Consider the following 20655-nt stretch of genomic DNA (forward strand, 5'->3'; position numbering starts at 1 on the left):
ACATACATTAAGATGTTATTATTTATAAAGTGATTATTATGCTTCAAATTGCAGTTTGTGGAAAACCAAATGTAGGAAAATCATCTTTTTTCAATTCAGCAACTGCATCTGCTGTGGAAATGGCAAATTATCCTTTTACAACAATTGATGCCAATAAAGCGGTTGCTCATGTAATTAAAGATTGTCCATGTCAGGAGTTAGGTGTGACATGCAATCCGCACAACTCAATATGTGTCGATGGAAAAAGATTGCTTCCAATTGAAATGATAGATGTTGCAGGACTAGTTCCTGGAGCACACGAAGGAAAAGGATTAGGTAATAAATTTTTAGATGATTTAATGCAAGCTAAAGTATTTATTAATGTTATTGATGCATCAGGTTCAACAGATCTTGAAGGAAATCCTGTTGATGCTGGAAGCCATGATCCACTTGAGGATTTGGAATTTCTGGAAAATGAGATAGTAATGTGGATGTATGGAATTTTATCTAAAAATTGGGTCAGACTTATAAGAAAAGTGGGTGCGGAACACCTTGACATTTCAAAAGTACTGTTTGACCAACTTTCAGGTACTGGAATAGCTATTGAGGATATTATCGAAGCTAAAAGAACAGTAGAACCTGATTACAACAAATGGGAAGAGGAAGACTTAATTGAGTTAACCCGTAACATTTTACACATTGCAAAACCTATGATGATTATTGCAAACAAGGCTGACTTGCCGACTTCCGCTGAAAACATCAAAAGAATCAAGGAAAAATATCCGAATGTAATTCCAACTTCTGCAGGTTCAGAACTTGCACTTGTAAAGGCGGCTGAAAGTGGATTAATCAGTTATATGTCTGGTGAAGACCATTTTGAAATATTAAAACCTGAAGAATTGTCCGATGCACAACGTAACGGTTTGGAATATATTCAGACAAACATTTTGGATGTTTATGGAAGCACCGGTGTTCAGGAAGCTTTAAACTATGCTATATTCGACTTGCTTGACCAAATTGTTGTTTATCCTGTTCAGGATGAAAACAAATACACTGACCAAAAGGGCAATGTCCTTCCTGACGGATTTTTGGTTCCTAAAGGTTCAACACCTAAGGAATTGGCTTATATCGTACACACTGATATTGGTGATAAGTTCATGCATGCAGTCGATGCAAGGAAAAAAATGCGTGTGGCCAGTGATTATGAGCTGCAGGACGGGGACATTATCAGTATTGTAACAAGAGGTTAAATCCTCTACTTTTTTTTATTTTTAAGATTTTCATGGTTAAATTAACTCGAAATTTAAATCCAGAGGAATTTAAGGACTACTATTTTTTAAAAGAGGAATTGAAAGATTTCTGCAGGGCCGAAGGTTTAAATGTAAGCGGATCAAAACAGGATTTAGAAAAAAGGATTATTCATTATCTGGCTACTGGTGAAGAGTTAAAAGAAGTTCATGTTAAAAAAATTCGCAATGATTCTTTATCTGAAATTTCACTTGATTCAAAGCTCGGTGAAAATTTCAAGTGCAGTGAAGATAAAAGGGCATTTTTTGAGCGTGAAATCGGTAAAGGCTTCAAGTTCAAGGTCAAGTTTCAAAAATGGTTAAAATCAAATCCCGACAAAACATATGCTGATGCTATTGAGGCATATTTTGAAATTCAAAATTCGGGCGAGAAAACCAAAATAGATAAACAATTTCAATACAATCAATATATTAGGGATTTCTTTGAAAACAATGATGGCAAGTCATTGGATGATGCTATTAAATGTTGGAAATACAAAAAATCTATTAAAGGTCATAACAAGTATGAGGAAAGTGATTTGGAGGCATTGCGATGAAAAAGGTAAAGATTACTGTCATGAGAAAGGTAAGGCACGATGATTTGATTGAAGAATATGAAAATCCGTTGGAACATGAGTGTGATGTTGAGGAAGGTCAGATTTTCATTGCAAACGGATGGCAAAAGCCTGAAGGATTCTGTGACAGTGCATGGGAAAGTTTATCTGCTTTTGTAATGGGTTTGGCCAATGGTGCAGAGGATTTCTATGGCGGATGGATGAAGAACAAAAAATCAGCAATGATATCCTGCAATGACGGTTTCAGACCTGTAAGCTTTCTTTTGGAAACAATGGATGAAGATGCAGATTGATTGATATTATGGCTAAAGTTATTGATTTTTTTAAAAACGAAACTGTATTTTCAATATCATTAATTTTAGCGTTTATTTCCTGTTTTTTTGTACAACCGAATGTTAATTACTTAAATTATATCAACTGGGATACAATACTGCTGCTTTTTGCAATAATGATTATTGTCGAAATTCTTAAAAACTTGTCAATTTTTGAGATGGTGGTCAGGAAATTATTGTCCAAAATTTCCAACACCTGTCAGCTTGTTTTGGTTTTGGTGTTTGCCTGCTTTTTAAGCTCAATATTTATAACAAATGATGTTTCACTGATAATTTTTGTTCCATTTGCAATATTGGCCCTAAATAAGGTTGGTAGATTGGATTTAGTAATTTTGACAGTTTCTCTCCAGACCATTGCAGCCAATGTTGGGTGTATGGTTCTTCCTATTGGCGCCCCGCACAATATCGTGATGTTTACCGTATCCAATATTCCATTTGAATCATTTTTCTTAATACTTTTGCCGTATATTGCAGCATCATTGGTATTTTTAGCAATTCTATTGTTTCTAATTCCAAGAGAGAGTATTTATTTGCCAAAGATGTCTGAAATTACTGTTGATACTAAAAACTTTTTGAAAAAGGTCTTATGTGGTGTTGATTATTATTTGCTTTTAACTTTCATCGCTTTATTTATTTTAATAGGCAATCTTGAAAACATTCCGTTTTTCAATTCTTTGTTTAGGCAGTTTATTATTGGTAATGAGGTTTTATGGGGTGTTGTTGCATCTCAAGTGATTTCTAATGTTCCTGCTGCAATTCTGCTCAGCGGTTTCAGCAGCAATTATGAAGCCATTATAGTAGGAATCAATATTGGTGGGTTCGGAACACTCATTGCCTCCATGGCTAATTTGATTTCATATAAAATTCTTGCAAAGGAATGTGGGCAGTTTAAAACCAGATATCTGTTGATATTTACAGTTTTAAATGTTATTTTACTGATTATATTATCTGTTACATATTTTTTACTTAATTAGAAAACTATTTAATTTTTCAAGTTCAATATTATGTTTATGAATGACTCTTTAAGGATGTATGATGATTTTTCAAACGTCGTTTCAAATGAGGAAAGCATTTCTACAGACTCTGTTCTGGATATTTTAAAGAAATATTCGGGCACTATCTCTGTATTTGATTTAATGGCTGTTAATGCTGAGATGATTGAAGAGAACAAATATGTCCAGGAGAATTACAAGCATAAAAGTCATGGGGTTTATGTGAAATACTTTTTAGGCCGTATTAAGGATGTTCACAGTGACAATAATTCCTATGAACACGACATTGATAAAGATGAGTTCATTGATGCAATCGCTACATTGAAATCATATCATATCAATGAATCAGTAACTTCCAAAACAAAGTTTCCTTTAATTTATGGAATCATTTCCATTTATACTACTTTCATACTTGAAGAACCGATTCATCCGGTTGGTACTCCGTTTCCAGGCTCTTTATATGTTGAAGAGCACGACGGAAAATTCTATTGTCCGGTTAAGGATGCTAATCTGGAATCTCCAAATGCAGTATGTAAAATGTGCATTGCAGAACAGTTGGAATTTTAATTAATTTAGGTATATAATGTTTAGGAGGTGAAACAATGGCTGAGGATAACACTAACTTGATTTTAGTAATTATTGGATATATTCTTGCTATTTTCCAAGGTTTCCCTATAGGTTTTGCATATGGGTTAATTTTGTATTTCTGGAAAAAAGAAGATTCATTTATCAATTTACACTCTAAAATTATAATAATCTTGTCACTTGTGGCATTTATCATTTTGTTCTTCGTACTTTCTGCAACCGTAGGTCTTGCAGCATTAGGAATGAGTATGCAATAAGTGCTTAGATTTTGAAGTGCATTTCCAAAGGTTTTGCACTTCCGATATTTTTTTTTTAAATGTATTGTGACATTAACATTTGACTTTTCATGTTTTTCAGCTGATTTTTATTCATGGATATACATCCTAATTTTTATTTAGATTTATTTTTCAAAATGCTTGCCGTTAATGTCAATGTCAGTTAAAATTATTCAATATTTTCAAGTTAAATAACATTTAATAAATTGCATCTTCAATATTTTGTGATAGTATATATCTGTGAAAAATCAAATTATTAATGGGAGATTATAATGGCTAATAAAAATGTTGAATTGATGAGGGGAGAGCCTGAAATAGCAGTTCGAAAACTTGCAATTCCAATTATGATATCTATGCTTTTGACAGCATCATACAATATCGTCGACGGAATTTGGGTGGCTGGACTAGGTCAGGCAGCTATTGCTGGAATAGGATTTGTAACACCGATATTCATGATTTTGAATGGTGTAAGTGTAGGTCTTGGAAATGGTGCAACAAGCAGTATTGCTCGTGCTGTTGGTGCAAGAAACCATGAAGGGGCCAGCAAATCTGCAACACACTCTCTTTTGATATTTTTAATAGCCTCCATAATATTAACAGTACTTTTGCTTGTAATTCAGGAGCCATTGCTTAAAACATATGGTGCAAGCGGTCAGTCATTGGTTGAGGGTATTAAGTATGGTACTCCATTGTTTTTAGGTTTGTTCGCTTTCATATTTGCTAATGGAGGAAGCGGTGTTCTTCGTGGTGAAGGTGATATGAAAAGGGCAATGTATGCGATGATTGTCTCTGTTGTTTTAAATTTCGTTTTGGATCCCCTGTTTATTTATGTCTTGAATTTGGGTTCAGCAGGTGCTTCTCTTGCAACCATTGTAAGTTCCGTTGGTTCCGCCTGTGTTATCATGTATTGGATCTTAATCAAGAAGGACACTTATGTTAATGTAACCTTTAGGAACTTCAAATTTGAATCTGAAATAGCCCGTGATATCTTAAAAGTCGGAATTCCTTCTTCTCTGGACATGCTGATGATGTCTATTGCAATGAGTTTATATCTCATGTTTATTTCATCAATAGGAGGTGAATATGGTATTGCAGCATTCACATCCGGTCAAAGGTTATATTTATTTGGAATAATGCCTTTAACTGCAATAGGTAGTGCAGTTGCAGCCGTTAGTGGCAGTGCATTCGGGGCTAAAAACTGGGATTATCTTAACAGAACTCACAAATTCGGTACAAAATTTGCAACAGCAATCGCATTGGTTATAATGCTTATTTTAGTAATATTTGCACCTCAGTTATCATTGATATTTGCTTATACTCCTGAAACAGCTCCTCTGATTCCTGAAATTACAAATTTTTTAAGAATAGCATCATTTGGTTTGCTTTTGGTGGGTATTGGAATGCCTTCAAGCTTTTTCTATCAGGGAATTGGTCGTGGAACCACAAGTCTTTGCTGGACAATTATAAGGGAAGTAATATTTACCGTTAGTTGCACTTACCTGTTTGGAATAGTATTTGGCTGGGGATTAATAGGTATCTGGACTGGTTTGGCTGTTGGTAGGATTTTAGCATCTATTCTAAACTATAGTTATGCTAGATACACAATTAAAAAGCTAAAAACCACTTTAAATTAATTTTTGAAAAAAAAAGAAAAATAGGGAGTAATTATTTATCCAGCAAGTCAGCTACTTTGTTTGCGATGAATACGCAGCAGTCGACACAAGGGGATTTGTCTTCTCCGTTTTTACTTATGATATCGCAGCGCACTGTGCCGTATTCTTCCTTAAATGCATTGAATATTTCTTTTGCGTTGGATTTTATTTCAGCAGGGTCGTCATTAATTATTCCGTTTGCCATCAATGCGCCTGTTACAGCACCGCAGGTTCCTTCATCAAATGTTCCACCCATTCCGCCTGCAAATCCACAGGCTAATTTGACCATTTCTTTTTGTGTAATGTCCGCTTCTGCTGTTTCACAAAGTCCCATTAAGGTTGACTCAGAACAACTTTTGAAAGTCCTGTATTCGCGAATTTTCTCTTCTAGAATTTGTTTGTCAAGTTTCATAATGCAATCTCCTTAAATAATTATATTAATAACGAATTTAAAATATTTATTTATTAAATTTTGTGAGTTGATAAAAATTATACATCCAAGACCAAGTCCAATTGCTGCCACTCTTTACACATTAAGAGATATGAATGTTGATGTTATTGTTATGCATGGGCCTACTGGATGCTGTTTTAGGACAGCAAGGCTTTTAGAAAGCGATGGCGTTCGTGTTGTGACTACAGGAATGTCTGAAAATGACTTTATATTAGGTGCAGGTGAAAAACTTGTTGACACATTAACTGAAGCCTATGATGAATTTGAACCTGAACTGATGGGAATTGCGGGAACATGCGCAAGTATGATTATCGGTGAGGATTTAAAAGATGCAATTGAAACTGCAGATTTGCCGTGTACAGTAATACCTGTCGAGTCCCATGGGGGATCAGGTGAAGGAGACAATACCGTTGGGGCAATCATGGCATTGGATGCGGCAGTTGAAGCCGGCGTGATTCCTCGCGAAGAATCAGACAGGCAAATTGAAATGCTGGAAAAGGCAACTGAAGTTGAAAAGACCCGTGGAATGGCACAGGGAAAATATATCAAACCAAACTTCGGAGACTCAAAGGAAAAAGTTGCAAAAATTGTTGTAAATGCCTTAAAAGACAATAAAAAAGTGGCATTTGTTTTAAATGTTAAAAAGGAAACATCATACTTATTTGCAGATATTGTCAATTTTGACTATAATGAAATTAACTCTGAAAACAAACCTATTTTTGTAGCCAATCTGGATGAAAACATTGGTCTTCCAAGAATCAGGCAGCATGCGGTCAACATTAAAGACCAATTGGATATCGAGCCTGATTTCATCACAGGAGGTCTTGATGAATATCCAATCACTGGAAATAATGCTGCAGAATACCTGAAAGATAAGGACTTGGATTTGATTGTTGTATTCGGTGTTCCTCATGCATTTCCGATTGAAGATTTTGACATAGAATCAATTGCAGTGACAGACGGTCCACGTCTGGTGGAACCTTTAAGGGAGTTGGGATATACTCATGTTGTTGCAGAGCTTGACGCTCACTCAAAAACTTTGGGAGTGGATGAGATAGTATTTTCAGACTTTGGTGGAATGATTAGATCAGCTATTGGGTGGTTAGACGAATGATAACAATTATTGACTATAAAAGCGGAAACTTAAAAAGTATTTCCAACGGGTTTAAAAAAATCGGTGCCGAATATCAAATAACCGATGATAAGCAGGTCATTGCAGACAGTGATTATCTGGTTCTTCCGGGTGTCGGTGCGTTCGGAAGTGCAATGGAAAACTTAAAACCGTTTGAAGATGTAATTAATGAGCATGTCAATGACAACAAACCGTTTTTAGGAATCTGCCTTGGCCAGCAGGTGCTCATGAGTTCAAGTGAGGAGTCAAAAGGTGTTAAAGGACTTGACTTGTTTAAAGGGCATGTTGAATTGCTTCCTGAAGGTGTTAAAATACCTCATATGGGATGGAATAGGTTAAAAGTCATTAATGATTCACCGATTCTTGAAGGAATTGACGGTGAATTTTTCTATTTTGTTCATTCTTATCATGTAATTCCGGATGATGAAGGCATTGTTGCCGGAGTTTGCGAATATGGCGGGGATGTGGTTGCATCACTGTCACAAAACAATTTGTTTTCCACTCAGTTTCACCCTGAAAAAAGTGGAAAGGCAGGATTGAAAATTTTGAAAAACTTTACTAATTTGGAGATTTAATTATGGATATTGAAGGCTTTGTAAGGGCTAGAATTGATGATTATGATTATAATGATCTTGCAGAAATTTTAGCAGTAAGAATACGCGAATACAAAAAGATATCAGAAGAAAACTCAGTAGAAATGGCAAAAGCAGTAATTGACGAAGTCTCAACAACTTTAAAATTGCAGGAAAGTGATGACGAGTTTTTAAAGGAAATAGCTAGTGTAAATAAGGCTGATGTGCTCATGGGTGAAATGGGTGTAGGATCCCGTGGAGCAGGCGACTTTTTTGTTCACAGAAAAATAGCGGAAATCGTATCATCAACAAACACTGCATCACTGGTTAACCCATCAGAACAGGACGATGGAGGTGTTGTAAAAGCACCAGTCAACAACGATGAAGTTTATATTACAACTGCTGTTGATGGAATACACTCAAGATTAAGTGAATATCCATTTTTAGGCGGTTTTCATGTAACTCGTGCAACACTGAGGGATGTTTGTGTTATGGGAGCAGACCCGGTTGCAATATTAAGTGACGTTCACCTTGCAGATGACGGTGATGTTGCAAAGATATTTGACTTCACTGCAGGTGTTGCTGCAGTTTCAGAACTTGTAGATGTTCCGATTGTGGCCGGAAGTACCTTGCGTGTCGGAGGAGACATGGTTTTAGGAGACAGGTTTGTCTCAGCGGTTGGAAGTGTAGGAGTATCAGCTTATCCGCCAACTGCAAGAAAAGGTGCAACTGAAGGGGATGTAATTTTATTAACTGAAGGTTCAGGTGGAGGAACAATTACAACAACAGCACTTTACAATGGATTCTTTGATGTTGTATGGGATACAATGAACGTTAACTTTGTTCAGGCATCACATGCGCTGTTTGAAGCGGACCTTGTAAAAGACATTCATGCAATGACTGATGTGACAAATGGAGGTCTTAGAGGCGATGCCCATGAGATTTCAAACACAACAGGCGTCGGTCTTGAGTTTTATGAAAAGGAAATCAGACAGATGGTTGCTCCAAATGTGCTGAACATGCTTGAAACATTGAATATTGATCCGTTGGGTGTTTCAACCGATTCATTGATGTTGATTGCACCTCCTGAAATTGTAGGAGACATCAAAAAGGCAGTTGCCAAATATGATGTTGCAATTTCTGAAATTGGTGAGGTTAACAATTCAGGAGAACCGATTTTAATAAAAGAAGATTCCACAGAAGAGAAACTTGTTCCATTGTTCAGGGAAGCTGCATACACTAAAATCAAAAAACTGGTTGGTGAAACAACACCTGAAGACTTTGAGCAAATGAAGGAAAAGGTTCAAAAGGCTTCAGATGCAGCTATTGCCAAAAAGGAAAAAGTAATAGAACACATTCGTGGAAACTGATCTTTTAAATATTTCTAAAGTGTGACAATGCGCATTGTCATAATGTCGCACTTACCTATTTTTTATTTATTTTTGATAACAATCTTTCTTCATGAAAGACAATAGCGGAAGTTTATACATAATCGAGGCCATTTTGGCAATCACAATTCTTTTGGTAGCTGTTTTTGTTGTAAATACCGTAATTTCAATTCCGTCTCCAGAATATTCATATGAAGCCCACGATTTGACTTCAGCTCAGGATACGATGGAGGTTCTGGCTGGAAAAATAGATTTTGAGGACCAAACGTTTTTGTGTGAAATCTCAACTATTTTAAAGGAAAACAAGAATTCAAAAAAATCAATAGGTGAGGTTTCTGAAATCTGTCAAAATAAACTGGACAGCTTTAAAATTGCCAACTACAAGTTTTGTGAGAATAACAAGTTGAAAGGAAAGGTACTGGCTTATAGGGGTAATGACAATAATGCAGGAGAGGTATCTGTTGCAACAAGAACCTATGGGGATTATTCGTATACATTGTATGTATGGTAATAATTTAAATACTATTAATGGCATATATTAATATGTTATCTTATTTTGTTTGCCCTGGTGGTGTAGTTTGGATAACACATGGGACTGCGGATCCCATTCCCCGGGTTCAAATCCCGGCCAGGGCATTGTTATTTTCCGTGATATTATGTTAAATGCTAATACTTATGTTACATCTCAAAAGGGTATTGGTGGAACTATCAGAAACCAATATGAAGATTTTTACGTTGAAGAAATTCCTGAAGTCATTCCTGAAGGGGAAGGGCCAAACGTTTATGTGTGGATTGAAAAATTAGGAAGAACCACACTTGATGTTGTACTGGACATTGCCCGTGATTTGCACATTTCTAGAAAAAGAATGGGTTTTGCAGGAATGAAGGACAAAAAGGCAATTACCCGTCAATGGATCTGTATAGCAAACATGGATTCAGAGGAACAATTTAGGCAGGTTGAAAGCCTTGACATTTACAAAACTGATTTTTTAAAAGTTGTCCGTGGACGCAAAAAGCTCAGAATGGGTCAGCTTAAAGGGAATAAATTCAAAATTCTAGTTAAGGATTTGGATGACATTCAGGAAAGTGCAGATATTGCAAATGAAGTTTTAGCCCAGCTTGAGATAACAGGAGTTCCAAATTATTTCGGATGGCAAAGATTTGGAAAGCCGAGGACAATAACTCATTTGGTCGGTAAGGCACTGGTCGAAAATGACATAAAAAAGGCAGTCGACACTTATATCGGAAATCCACAGGATGATGAATCAGAGGAAAATCAACTTGCAAGACAGGCATATGATGACGGAAATCTGGAAGAATCTCTTAATCTCATGGGAAAAGGAATGCGCTATGAGAAAATGATGATAAAAGAATTGATTAGGGGTTCCAAAAAAGGAGATTTGACTGATAAATATTATATGAATGCGCTCCATGCACTTCCAAAACCGCTTCAAAGAATGTTTGTGCATGCTTATCAATCTTATTTATTCAACGAAGCCGTAAGCAATAGGGTCTCTATGGGTATAGATAAATATATTGAAGGAGACATAGTTATTGATACCGAAGAAAATATAGTTCGTGATAAAACTGTTGAAGAGTATCAGGAATTAATCACAAACTTTAAGGCCAATCCAACATGTCCGCTGTTCGGTACAAAAGTGCCGTTTGCAGACGGTGAAGTTGGTGCGATGGAAGAGGATATTTTAAAGAAATATGATATTACAAAACAAGATTTTGAAGTTCCAAAAATGCCTAGGTTAGGAAGTCACGGTCTTAGACGCCAAATGCGTTTCCAGGTATGGGACACAAAGGCAACTCCAACCGATGATGGTCTTTTATGTGAATTTTCAATAGATAAGGGTTCTTATGCAACTGCAGTTTTAAGAGAAATAATGAAAAAAGATGTTATTTAGGTGAAAGTATGGTAGTTTGTCCGGATTGTGGAAAAGAAGTTCCAGATGCTAATTTCTGTAAAAATTGTGGAGCTGCTCTTCCTGAAAAAAGTGAAATTGTTGAAGTTGAAGACGCAACACCAGTTGAAGCAGAAGTTGTTGAAACAATTCCTGTAGTGGCTGAAGAAGTGGAAACTGAAGAGGAAATTCCTTCCAGTTCAAGTAATGGTCCTAAATTCTGTCACAGTTGCGGATTTAAGCTTGACGGTAACTATAAATTCTGTCCAAATTGCGGATATGATTTGGAAAACAAGACCCAGGTAAGGTCAAGGTCATATGATTCAGTCGTAACAACAGAAGAGAAAAGTGTTCTTGTATCTGTCATTTTAAGTATCATTATACCTGGTTTAGGTCATTTTTATTTAGGACTGTCCCGTAAGGGTGCAATATTTTTATTAGCTTATGTTGTATCTGCTATTCTGATTTTATTGCTGGTAGGATTTATATTGATCTTAGTAATTTGGATTTGGGCATTAGTTGATGTAATTCAGTCCACAAATGCTCTGAATAATGGTGAAAGTGTTGAAGATAAATTATTATAATCAGTGATTTTTATGATTGAATGTAGAAGTATCGCAAAGGGAAAAGGAAAAGGGGAACTGATTGTCTCATCCGAGCCAATTAGTTTTTTAGGCGGAGTAAATCCTGAAAATGGTCAGGTCATTGACCCTAATCATGAATTGAAAGGTCAATCAATTAAAGATAAGGTACTGTTTATTCCTGGAGGAAAAGGTTCCACAGTTGGATCTTATGTAATTTTCCAGATGAAGAAAAACAATACTGCTCCAAAAGCAATCATATGTCTTAATGCTGAGCCTATCATTGCTACTGGCGCTATCATGTCTGATATTCCTATGGTTGACTCTCCAAGTGATGTTAAGGATTTAACTAACGGAACCTTGGTTGAAGTTGATGGGGATAACGGAACAATAGAACTGTTGTAGTGATAATATGCAAACTCTAATTGAAAATGTCAATATAGTAAATCCGTTTGAAGATGTTAAAACTCATCAGAATGTATTGATTGAAGATAATCTGATAAAGGAAATATCTTCATCCAAAATCAACGCTAAAGATAATGTTAATGTTATTGACGGTGAGGACAACTATTTGCTTTCTGGTTTTATTGACTGTCACACTCACATTTTTGCAAAAGGTTTTCACAAAGAGGAAAACATGGCAAATCCTTTGGGACTTCATTTTTACAATGCCGTTCCTCACTCACTTCAAACAATCAATGCGGGTGTAACTTCAATTAGGGATTGCGGATCTGCTGATTTAAGCTTTAAATTGGCACAGGAGAGAAAATTATTCAAGGCACCGAAAATTCACCTGTCAATAACTCCGCTGGTCATGACAGGAGGACATTTTGACTTATTGCTTCCGTCAGGATTTGACATGGAAATAATGTATCCGGGTTTTCCCAAAGGAAGGTGCGATGGGATTGAAGAGGTATTGAAAAAGACCCGTGAAGTTAAAAGGGCAGGCGCTGATTTTATAAAGGTAATGTGCAGTGGCGGAGTTTTGACAACAAATACTTCTCCGGAATTTGCACAGTTCAATAAAAAGGAACTTAAGACAATAGTTAAAGAAGCCAGTGCTAATGACATGAAGGTTTCAGCTCATTGTCATAGTCTAAAAGGAATGAACAACTGTATTGATGCTGGATTTTCATCAATTGAACATGGAACATTCATTGACAGGAAAACTGCTCAAAGAATGGTTGAAAAAGAAGTTAGTTTAGTTCCAACACTATTAGTACATCAATTCTTGTATGAGCATGGTTTTCCCGCATGGGATAACTACGCACTGGAAAAAACAGAAAAACTAAAAGAAATAGTCAAAGTTCACAAGGAAAACATATCCGTTGCTTATGATGAGGGTGTCAATATTTTAATGGGCACTGACAGTGGAGTTATTCCTCATGGTCATAATTTAGAGGAGTTAATCCATTTAACAGACATTGGAATGTCACCTGAAGAAGCAATTGCTAGTGGAACTGTTAATGCGGCTAAATATCTGGGCTGTGATGATCTGGGACTTGTTAAAGAAAACTATGTTGCAGATTTGATTTTGGTCAATTCAAATCCTTTGGATGATGTTTCTGTTTTAAGTGTTAATGATAACATTTTGCATGTTTTACAAGATGGTGATGTTTTAAAATGAAATTAATGATTTATGACGACAAATGTATTGGTTGTGGACAATGTAAGTCTGTATGCATTAGAGATAATATTGAAATCGATGAAGTTGCCTATGAAACAGGCAGTAACTGTTTTGAATGCGGTCACTGTATGGCGATTTGCCCAACTGGTGCAATAACCCTTAAGATATTCAAAGGCCGTGAAAGTAGAATTGTAGATTATAATTCCAAGGAATCCCCTTTAAGTTATGGTGATTTATTGGAATTTTTAAAAAGAAGACGTTCTGTTCGTTGGTTTAAAAAGAAAAAAGTTGATAAAAATACATTTAAAAAAATATTTGAAGGAGCGTATTATTCTCCGTCTGCTCAAAACGAACAGGATGTTGAATTTGTTGTTCTTGACAAAAGATTAAATGACTTTATGAAACATGTCTATGATATCATCAAAGTCGAAGAGGAAGAATTTTTCAGAATAAAGCAGTTGGGAGAATACCTGAAGGACAGTTCAACAAGAAAATATCATCCTCTCTTATGGCAGGGCCAACAGCTGATATTGACATTCTCAACAGATAAGACAAGCGCTGTAATTGCAAACACCCGTATGGAACTGCTTGCATATTCATTAGGTCTTGGCGGTTTCTATTCATTATTTATTTTAAAGGCTGATGAGATTGATCATGATAAATTGATGGAATTTTTCCCTCAAATTGATAAAAACAAGCATATGTACTCTTCTTTTATCATAGGCTATCCTAAAAAGACATTTAAAAGAACAGTTCCTCACAAGGACATTAGCGTTAAATATATGTAGAGAGACACTTGTGTTTCTCAAAATCTTTTTTTATACAATCAATTTTTAGATAATTTTAGTATTACCTAAACTTTTATAATATTTGAATTTCATATATTGTTTTATATAATAGAAACGGTCGTGATATTATGGTAAAACATAAACATATGGATTTGCCAATTGAAGGAATGCATTGCGCTTCCTGTGTTTTAAGCGTTAATAAAACATTTGGAAAAATTGAGGGAGTAGAGGAAGTCGATGCTGACCTTGCAGCAAATAAATTACATATTACTGTCGATACTAAAAAAATATCTTATGAGGAAATGGAAAGATTGGTTAAAAACTTGGGTTTTGACCTTCACTCTGATGAAATGACTATAAGAATTCAGGGAATGCATTGTGCTTCATGTACAATGAATGTTGAGAATTTTTTGATAAGATTGGATGGAATTTTTGATGTTAAAGCGGATTTAACATCTCAAACTGCTAAAATCAGGTATGATTCATCAAAAGTTACTTTGGATGAGATTGAAGAGGTGATCACTTCTTTGGGATTTGAACTTCTGGGTGTTGAAGGTCAAACTGAAATAGATGAGGAAGCAATCTATCAAAAGGATTTGGTTGAAAAACGTAATAGAATCATTGTAGGTTTGATATTTTCAGCTATTTTAATGATTTTAATGTTCAGCGGATGGGATCCTTTGATGAGCTTCACCCACAGTATCCACGAAGCTACTGGAATTCATATTTCATCAATGGGATTATTATCACTTATTGTAAGTATCGCTCCGTTTTTATATGTTTCACTGCCAATTTTAAAAGCAGGAATCAACGGATTGATGCATAAGAACCTGAATATGGATGTAATGTATTCAATGGGTGTTCTTGTTGCTTACATTTCAAGTATTTTTGGAACATTTGGCATAGTTTTAGACCATACTTTCATGTTTTATGACTCTGCAGTTATGCTTCCTTCATTTTTAATGATTGGAAGATATCTGGAGGCAAGAGCCAAGAAAAGAACCTCCGATTCAATTCGTGAACTGATTGGTCTTCAGCCTACTGTTGCAACCGCTATTGAGCTTGATGAAAACAATGAAGTAATTTCTCAAAAAGAGGTTTCAATCGCTGATATCGTAATTGGTGATTTGCTATTGGTAAAACCTGGAGACAAGATTCCAGTGGATGGTGATGTTATTGGCGGAGAGTCCTATGTGGATGAATCCATGATTAATGGAGAACCGATTCCTAAAGTCAAAAAGGATGGTGAAGAAGTCTTTGCTGGAACCATCAATCAGGATGGAGTCTTATATATCAAGGCTCAAAAAATAGGCAAGGAGACTGTACTGTCAAACATTATCCGTTTGGTTGAAAAGGCACAATCCTCAAGGCCTCCTGTTCAAAAATTTGCAAATACTATTGTAAGCTACTTTATTCCGGTGATTCTGACAATTGCAATCGTTGTGTTCTTGATATGGTATTTTGTATTGGGCGCTACATTGCTATTCTCACTGACATGCCTTATTTCAATATTGGTTGTTGCATGTCCATGCGCATTGGGTCTTGCCACTCCGACTGCCGTAACTGTTGGTGTTGGAAGAGCTGCCGAATACGGTATTCTAATCAAAAATGGGGATACATTGGAAAATGCAGGCCAAATTGATGTCGCTGCATTCGATAAGACCGGAACAATAACTGAAGGAAAACCTGAAGTTGACGACATAATTCCTATTGACTGCTCCGAGGAGGAGTTGATTAAACTTGCAGCAAGTGTGGAGCAAAACTCCAATCACCCTATTGCAAAAGCTATTGTAAACAAATCAAAAGAGATGAATTTGGATTTGGACTCCACCAGTGAATTTGAAAATGTAACCGGTAAGGGTCTTAAGGCCAAATTAAATGATAGTGATGTTTTTGCAGGAAACCTTTCACTGATGCAGGCTAACGATATTGATGTTTCAGGCGAGTTGGTTGATAAATATCACGAACTTGAAAAGCTTTCAAAAACCATTATCTTTTTAGCACAGGATAAGTCAGTTAAAGGTATCTTAAGCTTATCCGATAAAATCAAGGCTAATTCTAAAAGGGCAATTGATGAATTGCATAAGATGGGCGTTAAAACCTATATGCTGACAGGGGACAATGAGTCTACAGCACTCAATGTTGCCAATGAGGTGGGAATTGATAATGTCCGTGCTGGAGTATTGCCTGAAAACAAACTTGAAATAGTCAAAGAAACTCAGGCAAATCACACCAAGAAAGTATTGTTTGTTGGAGACGGTATCAATGATGCTCCGGCATTAACACAAGCCGACATTGGTGTTGCTATGGGTAATGGAACTGATATTGCTATGGAAAGTGGTGACATCGTTATCATGGAAGGCGATTTGGAAAATGTTGTTGCGGCTGTACAGTTTTCCAAAAAGGTAATGAGAAGAATTAAGGAAAACATCTTCTGGGCCTTTGCTTATAATTCAATATTGATTCCTATTGCAGCAGGTGTTTTATATCCTGCATTCGGAATAACATTCGAACCGGCATTAGCTGGTCTAGCAATGGCTTTAAGTTCTGTTACAGTCATATCTCTTTCATTAATGCTTAAGAGATATGTTCCTGAAATAAAAAGAGAAAGTAAAAATTAATTGGTCTATTGATCAATTAATTCTAATTTTAATTTTCCAAGTTTCGGTGCAAGGATATTGTAGAATGCAGCTAAAAGTGCACCTTCAATAAATGAACCGATGAAACCGCCTATGATATTTCCTATTGCAGTCATTATGTTTCCGCCACTAACTAATGATATGAGTGCGATAACCAAATTCAAAATTCCTGCAACAGCTGCAAAAACAATAGCTAATTTTAAAATATCAACAGACTCGACTGAAGTCATGTTGCCTTCTTTTGATAGTTCTACAACAGCTCCTCTTCCAGTACTTGCAACAATGTTGTATATGTAACATCCAAGCAAAACAAACACGAATGTGATGATGAATGTACCAAAAATTATCATAGCAACTGTGGTAGGTTGACTTAATAGATATATGAATTGATAAAGGCTATATGCTAGCAATTGTTGGCCTGAATACATCAATGTTTGCATCATTGCGTTTAATAATAATGGAACCAGGAATACTGATGCGAGATAAAGTAAAATTACTTGTATTGTCAGTATCATGGCTGTAATGATTGCAGTTGAAGTAGTAGAAATTTTAATAATTTCTTTGTCATCTTTAAAGGCAACTTGTATTGTATTGAGCTTTGTAGCCAATAGATTGTAAAGGAATCCTTGACAAAATGAGTTGTAGGTAGTATACATTAGGGTTCCGACTACTATTGTGGAAACTAAGTATACTGAAATTCCCATGGCTGCAGGGCTCATTACTCCGATTGCAATTACAAGTATTATTGAACTGATTATTGAAAATAAAACAGCAATCGCAGTTGAAATAATAGTGTATGATGACAAATCAACTGATTTTAATTCTTTTACACTACTCATTTTTTACACCTAAAACCAATCTTTTGATTTTTCAAGTAATTCATCGATGATTATTGAAATGGAACCGACGTAAGTGTGAGGATCCATTATTTTTTCAACGTCTTCTTCAGTTAAGTATTTTTGAACTTCTTCATCTTCCAAGATTAATTCGCCTAACAGGAGTTTTTCTTTATTGGCTTTAATTGCATTTTTTCTTACAATTCCGTAAGCAGTTTGTTTTCCCATTCCTGCACGTGTAAGTTCTGCCATTAATCTTTCAGCCATAATTAAACCGTTAGTTAAGTTTAAGTTTCTTTCAATATTTTCATCATAGAAAATGAGGTTGTTCATTAATTTAATGGTTAAATTGAGAATGTAATCGGTTAAAATGCAGCTTTCCGGAAACATAATTCTTTCACAAGATGAGTTGGTCAAGTCTCTTTCGTGCCAGAGAGGGTTGTTGTCCAAAGCAGCATTGACATAGGATTTGACGATTCTTGCAACACCACAGATTCTTTCTGCTGTAATAGGATTCATTTTGTGCGGCATGGTACTGCTGCCCACTTGTTTTTCAGGGTCAAAGAACTCTCCGACTTCCATGAGTTCGGTTCTTTGTAAACTTCTGATTTCTAATCCTATTTTATCTAATGTACTTGCAATATTTGCTAAAACGCTAATGAATTCTACATGATTGTCCCTTTGAACAACCTGGTTTGTAATTGTTGCAGCTGGAAGACCTAAAATTTCAGCAACGGTTTTGTGGATTTCCCATCCTTGTTCGCCTAATGCAGCGGTTGTTCCAACAGCACCGTCCATCATTCCAATACAAACATTTCCTTCAGCATGCAATAATCTTTCGTATTGTCTGTGGAGTTCGTCAGCCCAAATACCGAATTTCATACCGTATGTTGTTGGAAGTGCATGTTGGCCGTGTGTACGTCCGATACATACTTTCATTTTGTTTTCTTCGGTTAATTTAAGCATGATTTTTGTTAATCTTTCTAGTTTTTCTTTTAATACTGCGATTGAATCGCGAATAAGCAATGAATTTGAACTGTCTACAATATCGTTAGATGTAGCTCCAAAGTGAACGTATTCCCCTGCACCATTTTCACAAACTTCTGTAATTGATTTGGATAATGCTGCAATATCGTGGTTGGTTTCAGCTTCGATCTCTTTCATTCTTTCCAGTTTAACATAATCAGTATTGGCTTTTGCAGCAATTTCATCTGCAACTTCCTGTGGGATGATTCCAAGTCTTCCTTCGGCCTGTGCCAATGCGGATTCTACATCGAGCATTCTTTGTAATTTGTTTTCTTCTTCCCAGATGCTTTTCATTTCTGGGGTTCCATATCTAAATTCGATTGGATGTATAGCCATTTATATCAACTCGTTTTTAATTCATTATGTTATAATATATGTATTCCGTTCCTTAAATAATATTGTTGTATATTCCCACAAAACATTTATATATCTCCCATTTAAGAGATTATATCAACCCCTGTAACCTTGAGGTTATGGGAGGGTGAGTATATGGAAACAAAAATACGGCTATTACGCCAAGAAAAAGGCATTACTCAACAGGAATTGGCTGAATCTGTTGGTGTAACTCGCCAAACAATAAACGCTTTAGAAAATGCTCGTTATAATCCTTCCTTGTTATTAGCCTACAAAATCACAAAGGTTTTGGGCAAAAATGCTATTGAAGAGGTTTTTGTGTTTAACGAAGATGATTGAATGAGATTTTGAATTAGTTAACTCAATGGCTAGTTTAAGTTAATATATATGCTATTTTATTTTTTTTTATTATTTTTTTTATTTAATTAAAGAGATTGTTTTCAGATATTATGTCCCTATGCAACGATGTTATTAAAAATATTAAGGTTAAACATTTAATTATTGTTATAATTCTTTTATATGTGTTTTTATATGCTTTGGGGCAGTTTACATCAGTTATTAATCAGAAATGGTTTTACGTTTTTGTAATTTTCTATTTCATGTTTATGTTGAGGAATTGTTTTGAAGATTTTAAAAACGATTTTTGCAATGTTTTTTCAAAAACAATGCTGAAACAAATTCTTTTAATAGTGGTCGTCAATATTTTCTTTTCATATGGGATGCTTTATGCGGCAAATTATCTGGCGGTCAGTTTTCCTGGTTTGGATTTTTTAGTGAATTTCGCTGTTCCTTCAATGTCACTGCTTAGTTTTTCACCATTGATTTCCACCATTTTTGTTTCTCCAATTGCTGAAGAGCTTATATTTAGGGGAGTCTTGTTAAACAGGTTGAAGATTTATGTCCCTACCGTATTTGCGGTTTTAATCTCAGCATTGCTTTTCGGATCTCTTCATAATTTTGGAAGCATCACATCAGCGATTGTATTTGCAATTTGCATGGCTATTCTGTATTTGAAGAGTGAAAATATTTGTGTTCCTATTTTGGCTCATTTTTTAAACAATCTATTTGCTGAAAGCATAAGGCTCATTGATGTGGGTGAGTTATTGTTTACAAATAATGCTGTAATGTTGATTATGAGTATTTTAGCTATTTTGTCTGCAATATTTTTGTTAAGGTTCATGGCTCATGAATTGAATAACATTAAATAATTAGTTGTATAGACTATTTATCATGGATTTAAGAAAAATTGGTATTGCATTAATATTTGTTGGAATAGTTTTAACTGTCGTATTTCTAGACAATGAAAAGATTTTTGTCCCTGCATTGACAATAACTGTTTTGGGCTTTTTCATAACTGTCGTCGGTTTTGTTTCTGAAATCAGAAAACAAAAAATCAAAAATGATAAGTTGGATGTTGATATTGGCAAAGTTCTTCAACCTTTGATTACCAAATATTCCAATTTGAATAAACAGTATCGCAGTGAATTCACTGGAGATGAATATGTTCAAAAAAGATTACAGTTAAATCAGGATTTAGAAAAGGAAATAACTGAAAAGCTTCCTTATTTGGAAAGCAGGGAAATAAAAAAGATTGTTATTCAATTTTCTAAAGAACAGGATAAAATGTAATCCTATTTTTTTTCACTTATTTTTCAATGTACAAATTATGACAACA

23 protein-coding genes and 1 tRNA gene are annotated in these 20655 nt (G+C 35.4%); 21 read left to right on the plus strand and 3 right to left on the minus strand.

The annotated features are described in order from the left end of the window. The first annotated feature begins 38 nt into the window (after positions 1 to 38). From ACKI30_RS03315 to ACKI30_RS03345, 7 genes are all read left to right on the plus strand, one after another. A complete protein-coding gene (locus ACKI30_RS03315; RefSeq protein ID WP_407409871.1) occupies positions 39 to 1229 on the plus strand; it encodes a redox-regulated ATPase YchF in 1191 nt (396 codons plus the stop codon). 32 nt (positions 1230 to 1261) lie between these two features. Continuing rightward, positions 1262 to 1822 carry a DUF6434 domain-containing protein gene (locus ACKI30_RS03320; protein ID WP_407409873.1) on the plus strand — a complete coding sequence of 187 codons (561 nt, stop codon included), beginning with the start codon at positions 1262 to 1264 and terminating at the stop codon, positions 1820 to 1822. Further along, entirely contained in the window at positions 1819 to 2133 is a 315-nt protein-coding gene (locus ACKI30_RS03325) for a TIGR04076 family protein (protein WP_295160989.1), read from the plus strand. Before ACKI30_RS03320 ends, ACKI30_RS03325 begins: the two co-directional genes overlap by 4 nt. A gap of 8 nt (positions 2134 to 2141) precedes the next feature. Beyond that, entirely contained in the window at positions 2142 to 3146 is a 1005-nt protein-coding gene (locus tag ACKI30_RS03330; RefSeq protein WP_407409875.1) for an SLC13 family permease, read from the plus strand. A 36-nt stretch (positions 3147 to 3182) separates the two neighbouring features. Further along, complete coding sequence (locus tag ACKI30_RS03335; protein ID WP_407409877.1) at positions 3183 to 3731, plus strand: DUF2115 domain-containing protein; 549 nt, start codon at positions 3183 to 3185, stop codon at positions 3729 to 3731. A gap of 35 nt (positions 3732 to 3766) precedes the next feature. Continuing rightward, the gene (locus tag ACKI30_RS03340; protein ID WP_407409879.1) at positions 3767 to 4006 is read left to right on the plus strand and encodes a hypothetical protein; all 240 of its coding nucleotides are present in this window, start codon (positions 3767 to 3769) and stop codon (positions 4004 to 4006) included. A gap of 290 nt (positions 4007 to 4296) precedes the next feature. After that, on the plus strand, positions 4297 to 5658 hold the full coding sequence (locus tag ACKI30_RS03345; protein ID WP_407409881.1) for an MATE family efflux transporter: 1362 nt from the start codon (positions 4297 to 4299) through the stop codon (positions 5656 to 5658). A 31-nt stretch (positions 5659 to 5689) separates the two neighbouring features. Here ACKI30_RS03345 and ACKI30_RS03350 read toward each other — a convergent pair whose 3' ends face one another. Beyond that, complete coding sequence (locus tag ACKI30_RS03350) at positions 5690 to 6088, minus strand: C-GCAxxG-C-C family protein (protein ID WP_407409883.1); 399 nt, start codon at positions 6086 to 6088, stop codon at positions 5690 to 5692. A gap of 79 nt (positions 6089 to 6167) precedes the next feature. Here ACKI30_RS03350 and cfbD point away from each other — a divergent pair, with 79 nt between their 5' ends. The 11 genes from cfbD to ACKI30_RS03405 all read left to right on the plus strand — a co-directional run bounded on the left by cfbD (position 6168) and on the right by ACKI30_RS03405 (position 16746). Further along, a complete protein-coding gene (gene cfbD / locus ACKI30_RS03355; RefSeq protein WP_407410089.1) occupies positions 6168 to 7241 on the plus strand; it encodes a Ni-sirohydrochlorin a,c-diamide reductive cyclase catalytic subunit in 1074 nt (357 codons plus the stop codon). Beyond that, a complete protein-coding gene (hisH, locus tag ACKI30_RS03360; protein ID WP_407409885.1) occupies positions 7238 to 7834 on the plus strand; it encodes an imidazole glycerol phosphate synthase subunit HisH in 597 nt (198 codons plus the stop codon). Before cfbD ends, hisH begins: the two co-directional genes overlap by 4 nt. Positions 7835 to 7836: 2 nt before the next feature. After that, positions 7837 to 9201, plus strand: coding sequence for an AIR synthase-related protein (locus tag ACKI30_RS03365; RefSeq protein ID WP_292739013.1), 1365 nt, complete (start codon positions 7837 to 7839; stop codon positions 9199 to 9201). 91 nt (positions 9202 to 9292) lie between these two features. Beyond that, positions 9293 to 9730: a hypothetical protein gene (locus tag ACKI30_RS03370; RefSeq protein ID WP_407409887.1), complete on the plus strand. Its 438-nt coding sequence runs from the start codon at positions 9293 to 9295 to the stop codon at positions 9728 to 9730. Between the two features lie 51 nt (positions 9731 to 9781). Continuing rightward, a tRNA-Arg gene (locus ACKI30_RS03375) sits at positions 9782 to 9855 on the plus strand. Positions 9856 to 9875: 20 nt separating this feature from the next. After that, positions 9876 to 11132: a tRNA pseudouridine(13) synthase TruD gene (truD, locus tag ACKI30_RS03380; protein ID WP_407409889.1), complete on the plus strand. Its 1257-nt coding sequence runs from the start codon at positions 9876 to 9878 to the stop codon at positions 11130 to 11132. An 8-nt stretch (positions 11133 to 11140) separates the two neighbouring features. Then, positions 11141 to 11713, plus strand: a complete 573-nt coding sequence (locus ACKI30_RS03385) for a double zinc ribbon domain-containing protein (RefSeq protein WP_407409891.1) — start codon at positions 11141 to 11143, stop codon at positions 11711 to 11713. A gap of 12 nt (positions 11714 to 11725) precedes the next feature. Beyond that, the gene (locus tag ACKI30_RS03390; protein ID WP_407409893.1) at positions 11726 to 12115 is read left to right on the plus strand and encodes a DUF126 domain-containing protein; all 390 of its coding nucleotides are present in this window, start codon (positions 11726 to 11728) and stop codon (positions 12113 to 12115) included. Between the two features lie 7 nt (positions 12116 to 12122). Next, on the plus strand, positions 12123 to 13337 hold the full coding sequence (locus tag ACKI30_RS03395; RefSeq protein WP_407409895.1) for an amidohydrolase family protein: 1215 nt from the start codon (positions 12123 to 12125) through the stop codon (positions 13335 to 13337). Further along, a complete protein-coding gene (locus ACKI30_RS03400; protein WP_407409897.1) occupies positions 13334 to 14125 on the plus strand; it encodes a nitroreductase family protein in 792 nt (263 codons plus the stop codon). Before ACKI30_RS03395 ends, ACKI30_RS03400 begins: the two co-directional genes overlap by 4 nt. 128 nt (positions 14126 to 14253) lie before the next feature. Continuing rightward, the gene (locus tag ACKI30_RS03405; protein WP_407409899.1) at positions 14254 to 16746 is read left to right on the plus strand and encodes a heavy metal translocating P-type ATPase; all 2493 of its coding nucleotides are present in this window, start codon (positions 14254 to 14256) and stop codon (positions 16744 to 16746) included. Between the two features lie 5 nt (positions 16747 to 16751). Here ACKI30_RS03405 and ACKI30_RS03410 read toward each other — a convergent pair whose 3' ends face one another. After that, complete coding sequence (locus ACKI30_RS03410; protein ID WP_407409901.1) at positions 16752 to 17603, minus strand: hypothetical protein; 852 nt, start codon at positions 17601 to 17603, stop codon at positions 16752 to 16754. Between the two features lie 9 nt (positions 17604 to 17612). Next, positions 17613 to 18962, minus strand: a complete 1350-nt coding sequence (gene purB, locus ACKI30_RS03415) for an adenylosuccinate lyase (RefSeq protein ID WP_407409902.1) — start codon at positions 18960 to 18962, stop codon at positions 17613 to 17615. 153 nt (positions 18963 to 19115) lie between these two features. Between purB and ACKI30_RS03420 the strand changes: the two genes are divergently transcribed. The 3 genes from ACKI30_RS03420 (at position 19116) to ACKI30_RS03430 (ending at position 20609) form a co-directional block, all read left to right on the plus strand. Next, positions 19116 to 19319 (plus strand): helix-turn-helix transcriptional regulator, encoded by a 204-nt coding sequence (locus ACKI30_RS03420; protein ID WP_292739033.1) that lies wholly within the window; start codon positions 19116 to 19118, stop codon positions 19317 to 19319. 350 nt (positions 19320 to 19669) lie between these two features. Then, entirely contained in the window at positions 19670 to 20188 is a 519-nt protein-coding gene (locus tag ACKI30_RS03425; protein ID WP_407409904.1) for a CPBP family intramembrane glutamic endopeptidase, read from the plus strand. A 22-nt stretch (positions 20189 to 20210) separates the two neighbouring features. After that, positions 20211 to 20609: a hypothetical protein gene (locus ACKI30_RS03430; protein ID WP_407409906.1), complete on the plus strand. Its 399-nt coding sequence runs from the start codon at positions 20211 to 20213 to the stop codon at positions 20607 to 20609. Positions 20610 to 20655: the final 46 nt, after the last annotated feature.

The sequence above is a fragment of the Methanobrevibacter sp. genome, assembly GCF_045539575.1.
In the GTDB taxonomy this organism is placed as follows: domain Archaea; phylum Methanobacteriota; class Methanobacteria; order Methanobacteriales; family Methanobacteriaceae; genus Methanocatella.

What these genes read in the sequence shown, in the direction of transcription:
- ACKI30_RS03315 (WP_407409871.1), top strand. Translation starts at nt 39, where the DNA reads ATGCTTCAAATTGCAGTTTGTGGAAAACCAAATGTAGGAAAATCATCT.
- ACKI30_RS03320 (WP_407409873.1), top strand. Translation starts at nt 1,262, where the DNA reads ATGGTTAAATTAACTCGAAATTTAAATCCAGAGGAATTTAAGGACTAC.
- ACKI30_RS03325 (WP_295160989.1), top strand. Translation starts at nt 1,819, where the DNA reads ATGAAAAAGGTAAAGATTACTGTCATGAGAAAGGTAAGGCACGATGAT.
- ACKI30_RS03330 (WP_407409875.1), top strand. Translation starts at nt 2,142, where the DNA reads ATGGCTAAAGTTATTGATTTTTTTAAAAACGAAACTGTATTTTCAATA.
- ACKI30_RS03335 (WP_407409877.1), top strand. Translation starts at nt 3,183, where the DNA reads ATGAATGACTCTTTAAGGATGTATGATGATTTTTCAAACGTCGTTTCA.
- ACKI30_RS03340 (WP_407409879.1), top strand. Translation starts at nt 3,767, where the DNA reads ATGGCTGAGGATAACACTAACTTGATTTTAGTAATTATTGGATATATT.
- ACKI30_RS03345 (WP_407409881.1), top strand. Translation starts at nt 4,297, where the DNA reads ATGGCTAATAAAAATGTTGAATTGATGAGGGGAGAGCCTGAAATAGCA.
- ACKI30_RS03350 (WP_407409883.1), bottom strand. Translation starts at nt 6,088, where the DNA reads ATGAAACTTGACAAACAAATTCTAGAAGAGAAAATTCGCGAATACAGG.
- hisH (WP_407409885.1), top strand. Translation starts at nt 7,238, where the DNA reads ATGATAACAATTATTGACTATAAAAGCGGAAACTTAAAAAGTATTTCC.
- ACKI30_RS03365 (WP_292739013.1), top strand. Translation starts at nt 7,837, where the DNA reads ATGGATATTGAAGGCTTTGTAAGGGCTAGAATTGATGATTATGATTAT.
- ACKI30_RS03370 (WP_407409887.1), top strand. Translation starts at nt 9,293, where the DNA reads ATGAAAGACAATAGCGGAAGTTTATACATAATCGAGGCCATTTTGGCA.
- truD (WP_407409889.1), top strand. Translation starts at nt 9,876, where the DNA reads ATGTTAAATGCTAATACTTATGTTACATCTCAAAAGGGTATTGGTGGA.
- ACKI30_RS03385 (WP_407409891.1), top strand. Translation starts at nt 11,141, where the DNA reads ATGGTAGTTTGTCCGGATTGTGGAAAAGAAGTTCCAGATGCTAATTTC.
- ACKI30_RS03390 (WP_407409893.1), top strand. Translation starts at nt 11,726, where the DNA reads ATGATTGAATGTAGAAGTATCGCAAAGGGAAAAGGAAAAGGGGAACTG.
- ACKI30_RS03395 (WP_407409895.1), top strand. Translation starts at nt 12,123, where the DNA reads ATGCAAACTCTAATTGAAAATGTCAATATAGTAAATCCGTTTGAAGAT.
- ACKI30_RS03400 (WP_407409897.1), top strand. Translation starts at nt 13,334, where the DNA reads ATGAAATTAATGATTTATGACGACAAATGTATTGGTTGTGGACAATGT.
- ACKI30_RS03405 (WP_407409899.1), top strand. Translation starts at nt 14,254, where the DNA reads ATGGTAAAACATAAACATATGGATTTGCCAATTGAAGGAATGCATTGC.
- ACKI30_RS03410 (WP_407409901.1), bottom strand. Translation starts at nt 17,603, where the DNA reads ATGAGTAGTGTAAAAGAATTAAAATCAGTTGATTTGTCATCATACACT.
- purB (WP_407409902.1), bottom strand. Translation starts at nt 18,962, where the DNA reads ATGGCTATACATCCAATCGAATTTAGATATGGAACCCCAGAAATGAAA.
- ACKI30_RS03420 (WP_292739033.1), top strand. Translation starts at nt 19,116, where the DNA reads ATGGAAACAAAAATACGGCTATTACGCCAAGAAAAAGGCATTACTCAA.
- ACKI30_RS03430 (WP_407409906.1), top strand. Translation starts at nt 20,211, where the DNA reads ATGGATTTAAGAAAAATTGGTATTGCATTAATATTTGTTGGAATAGTT.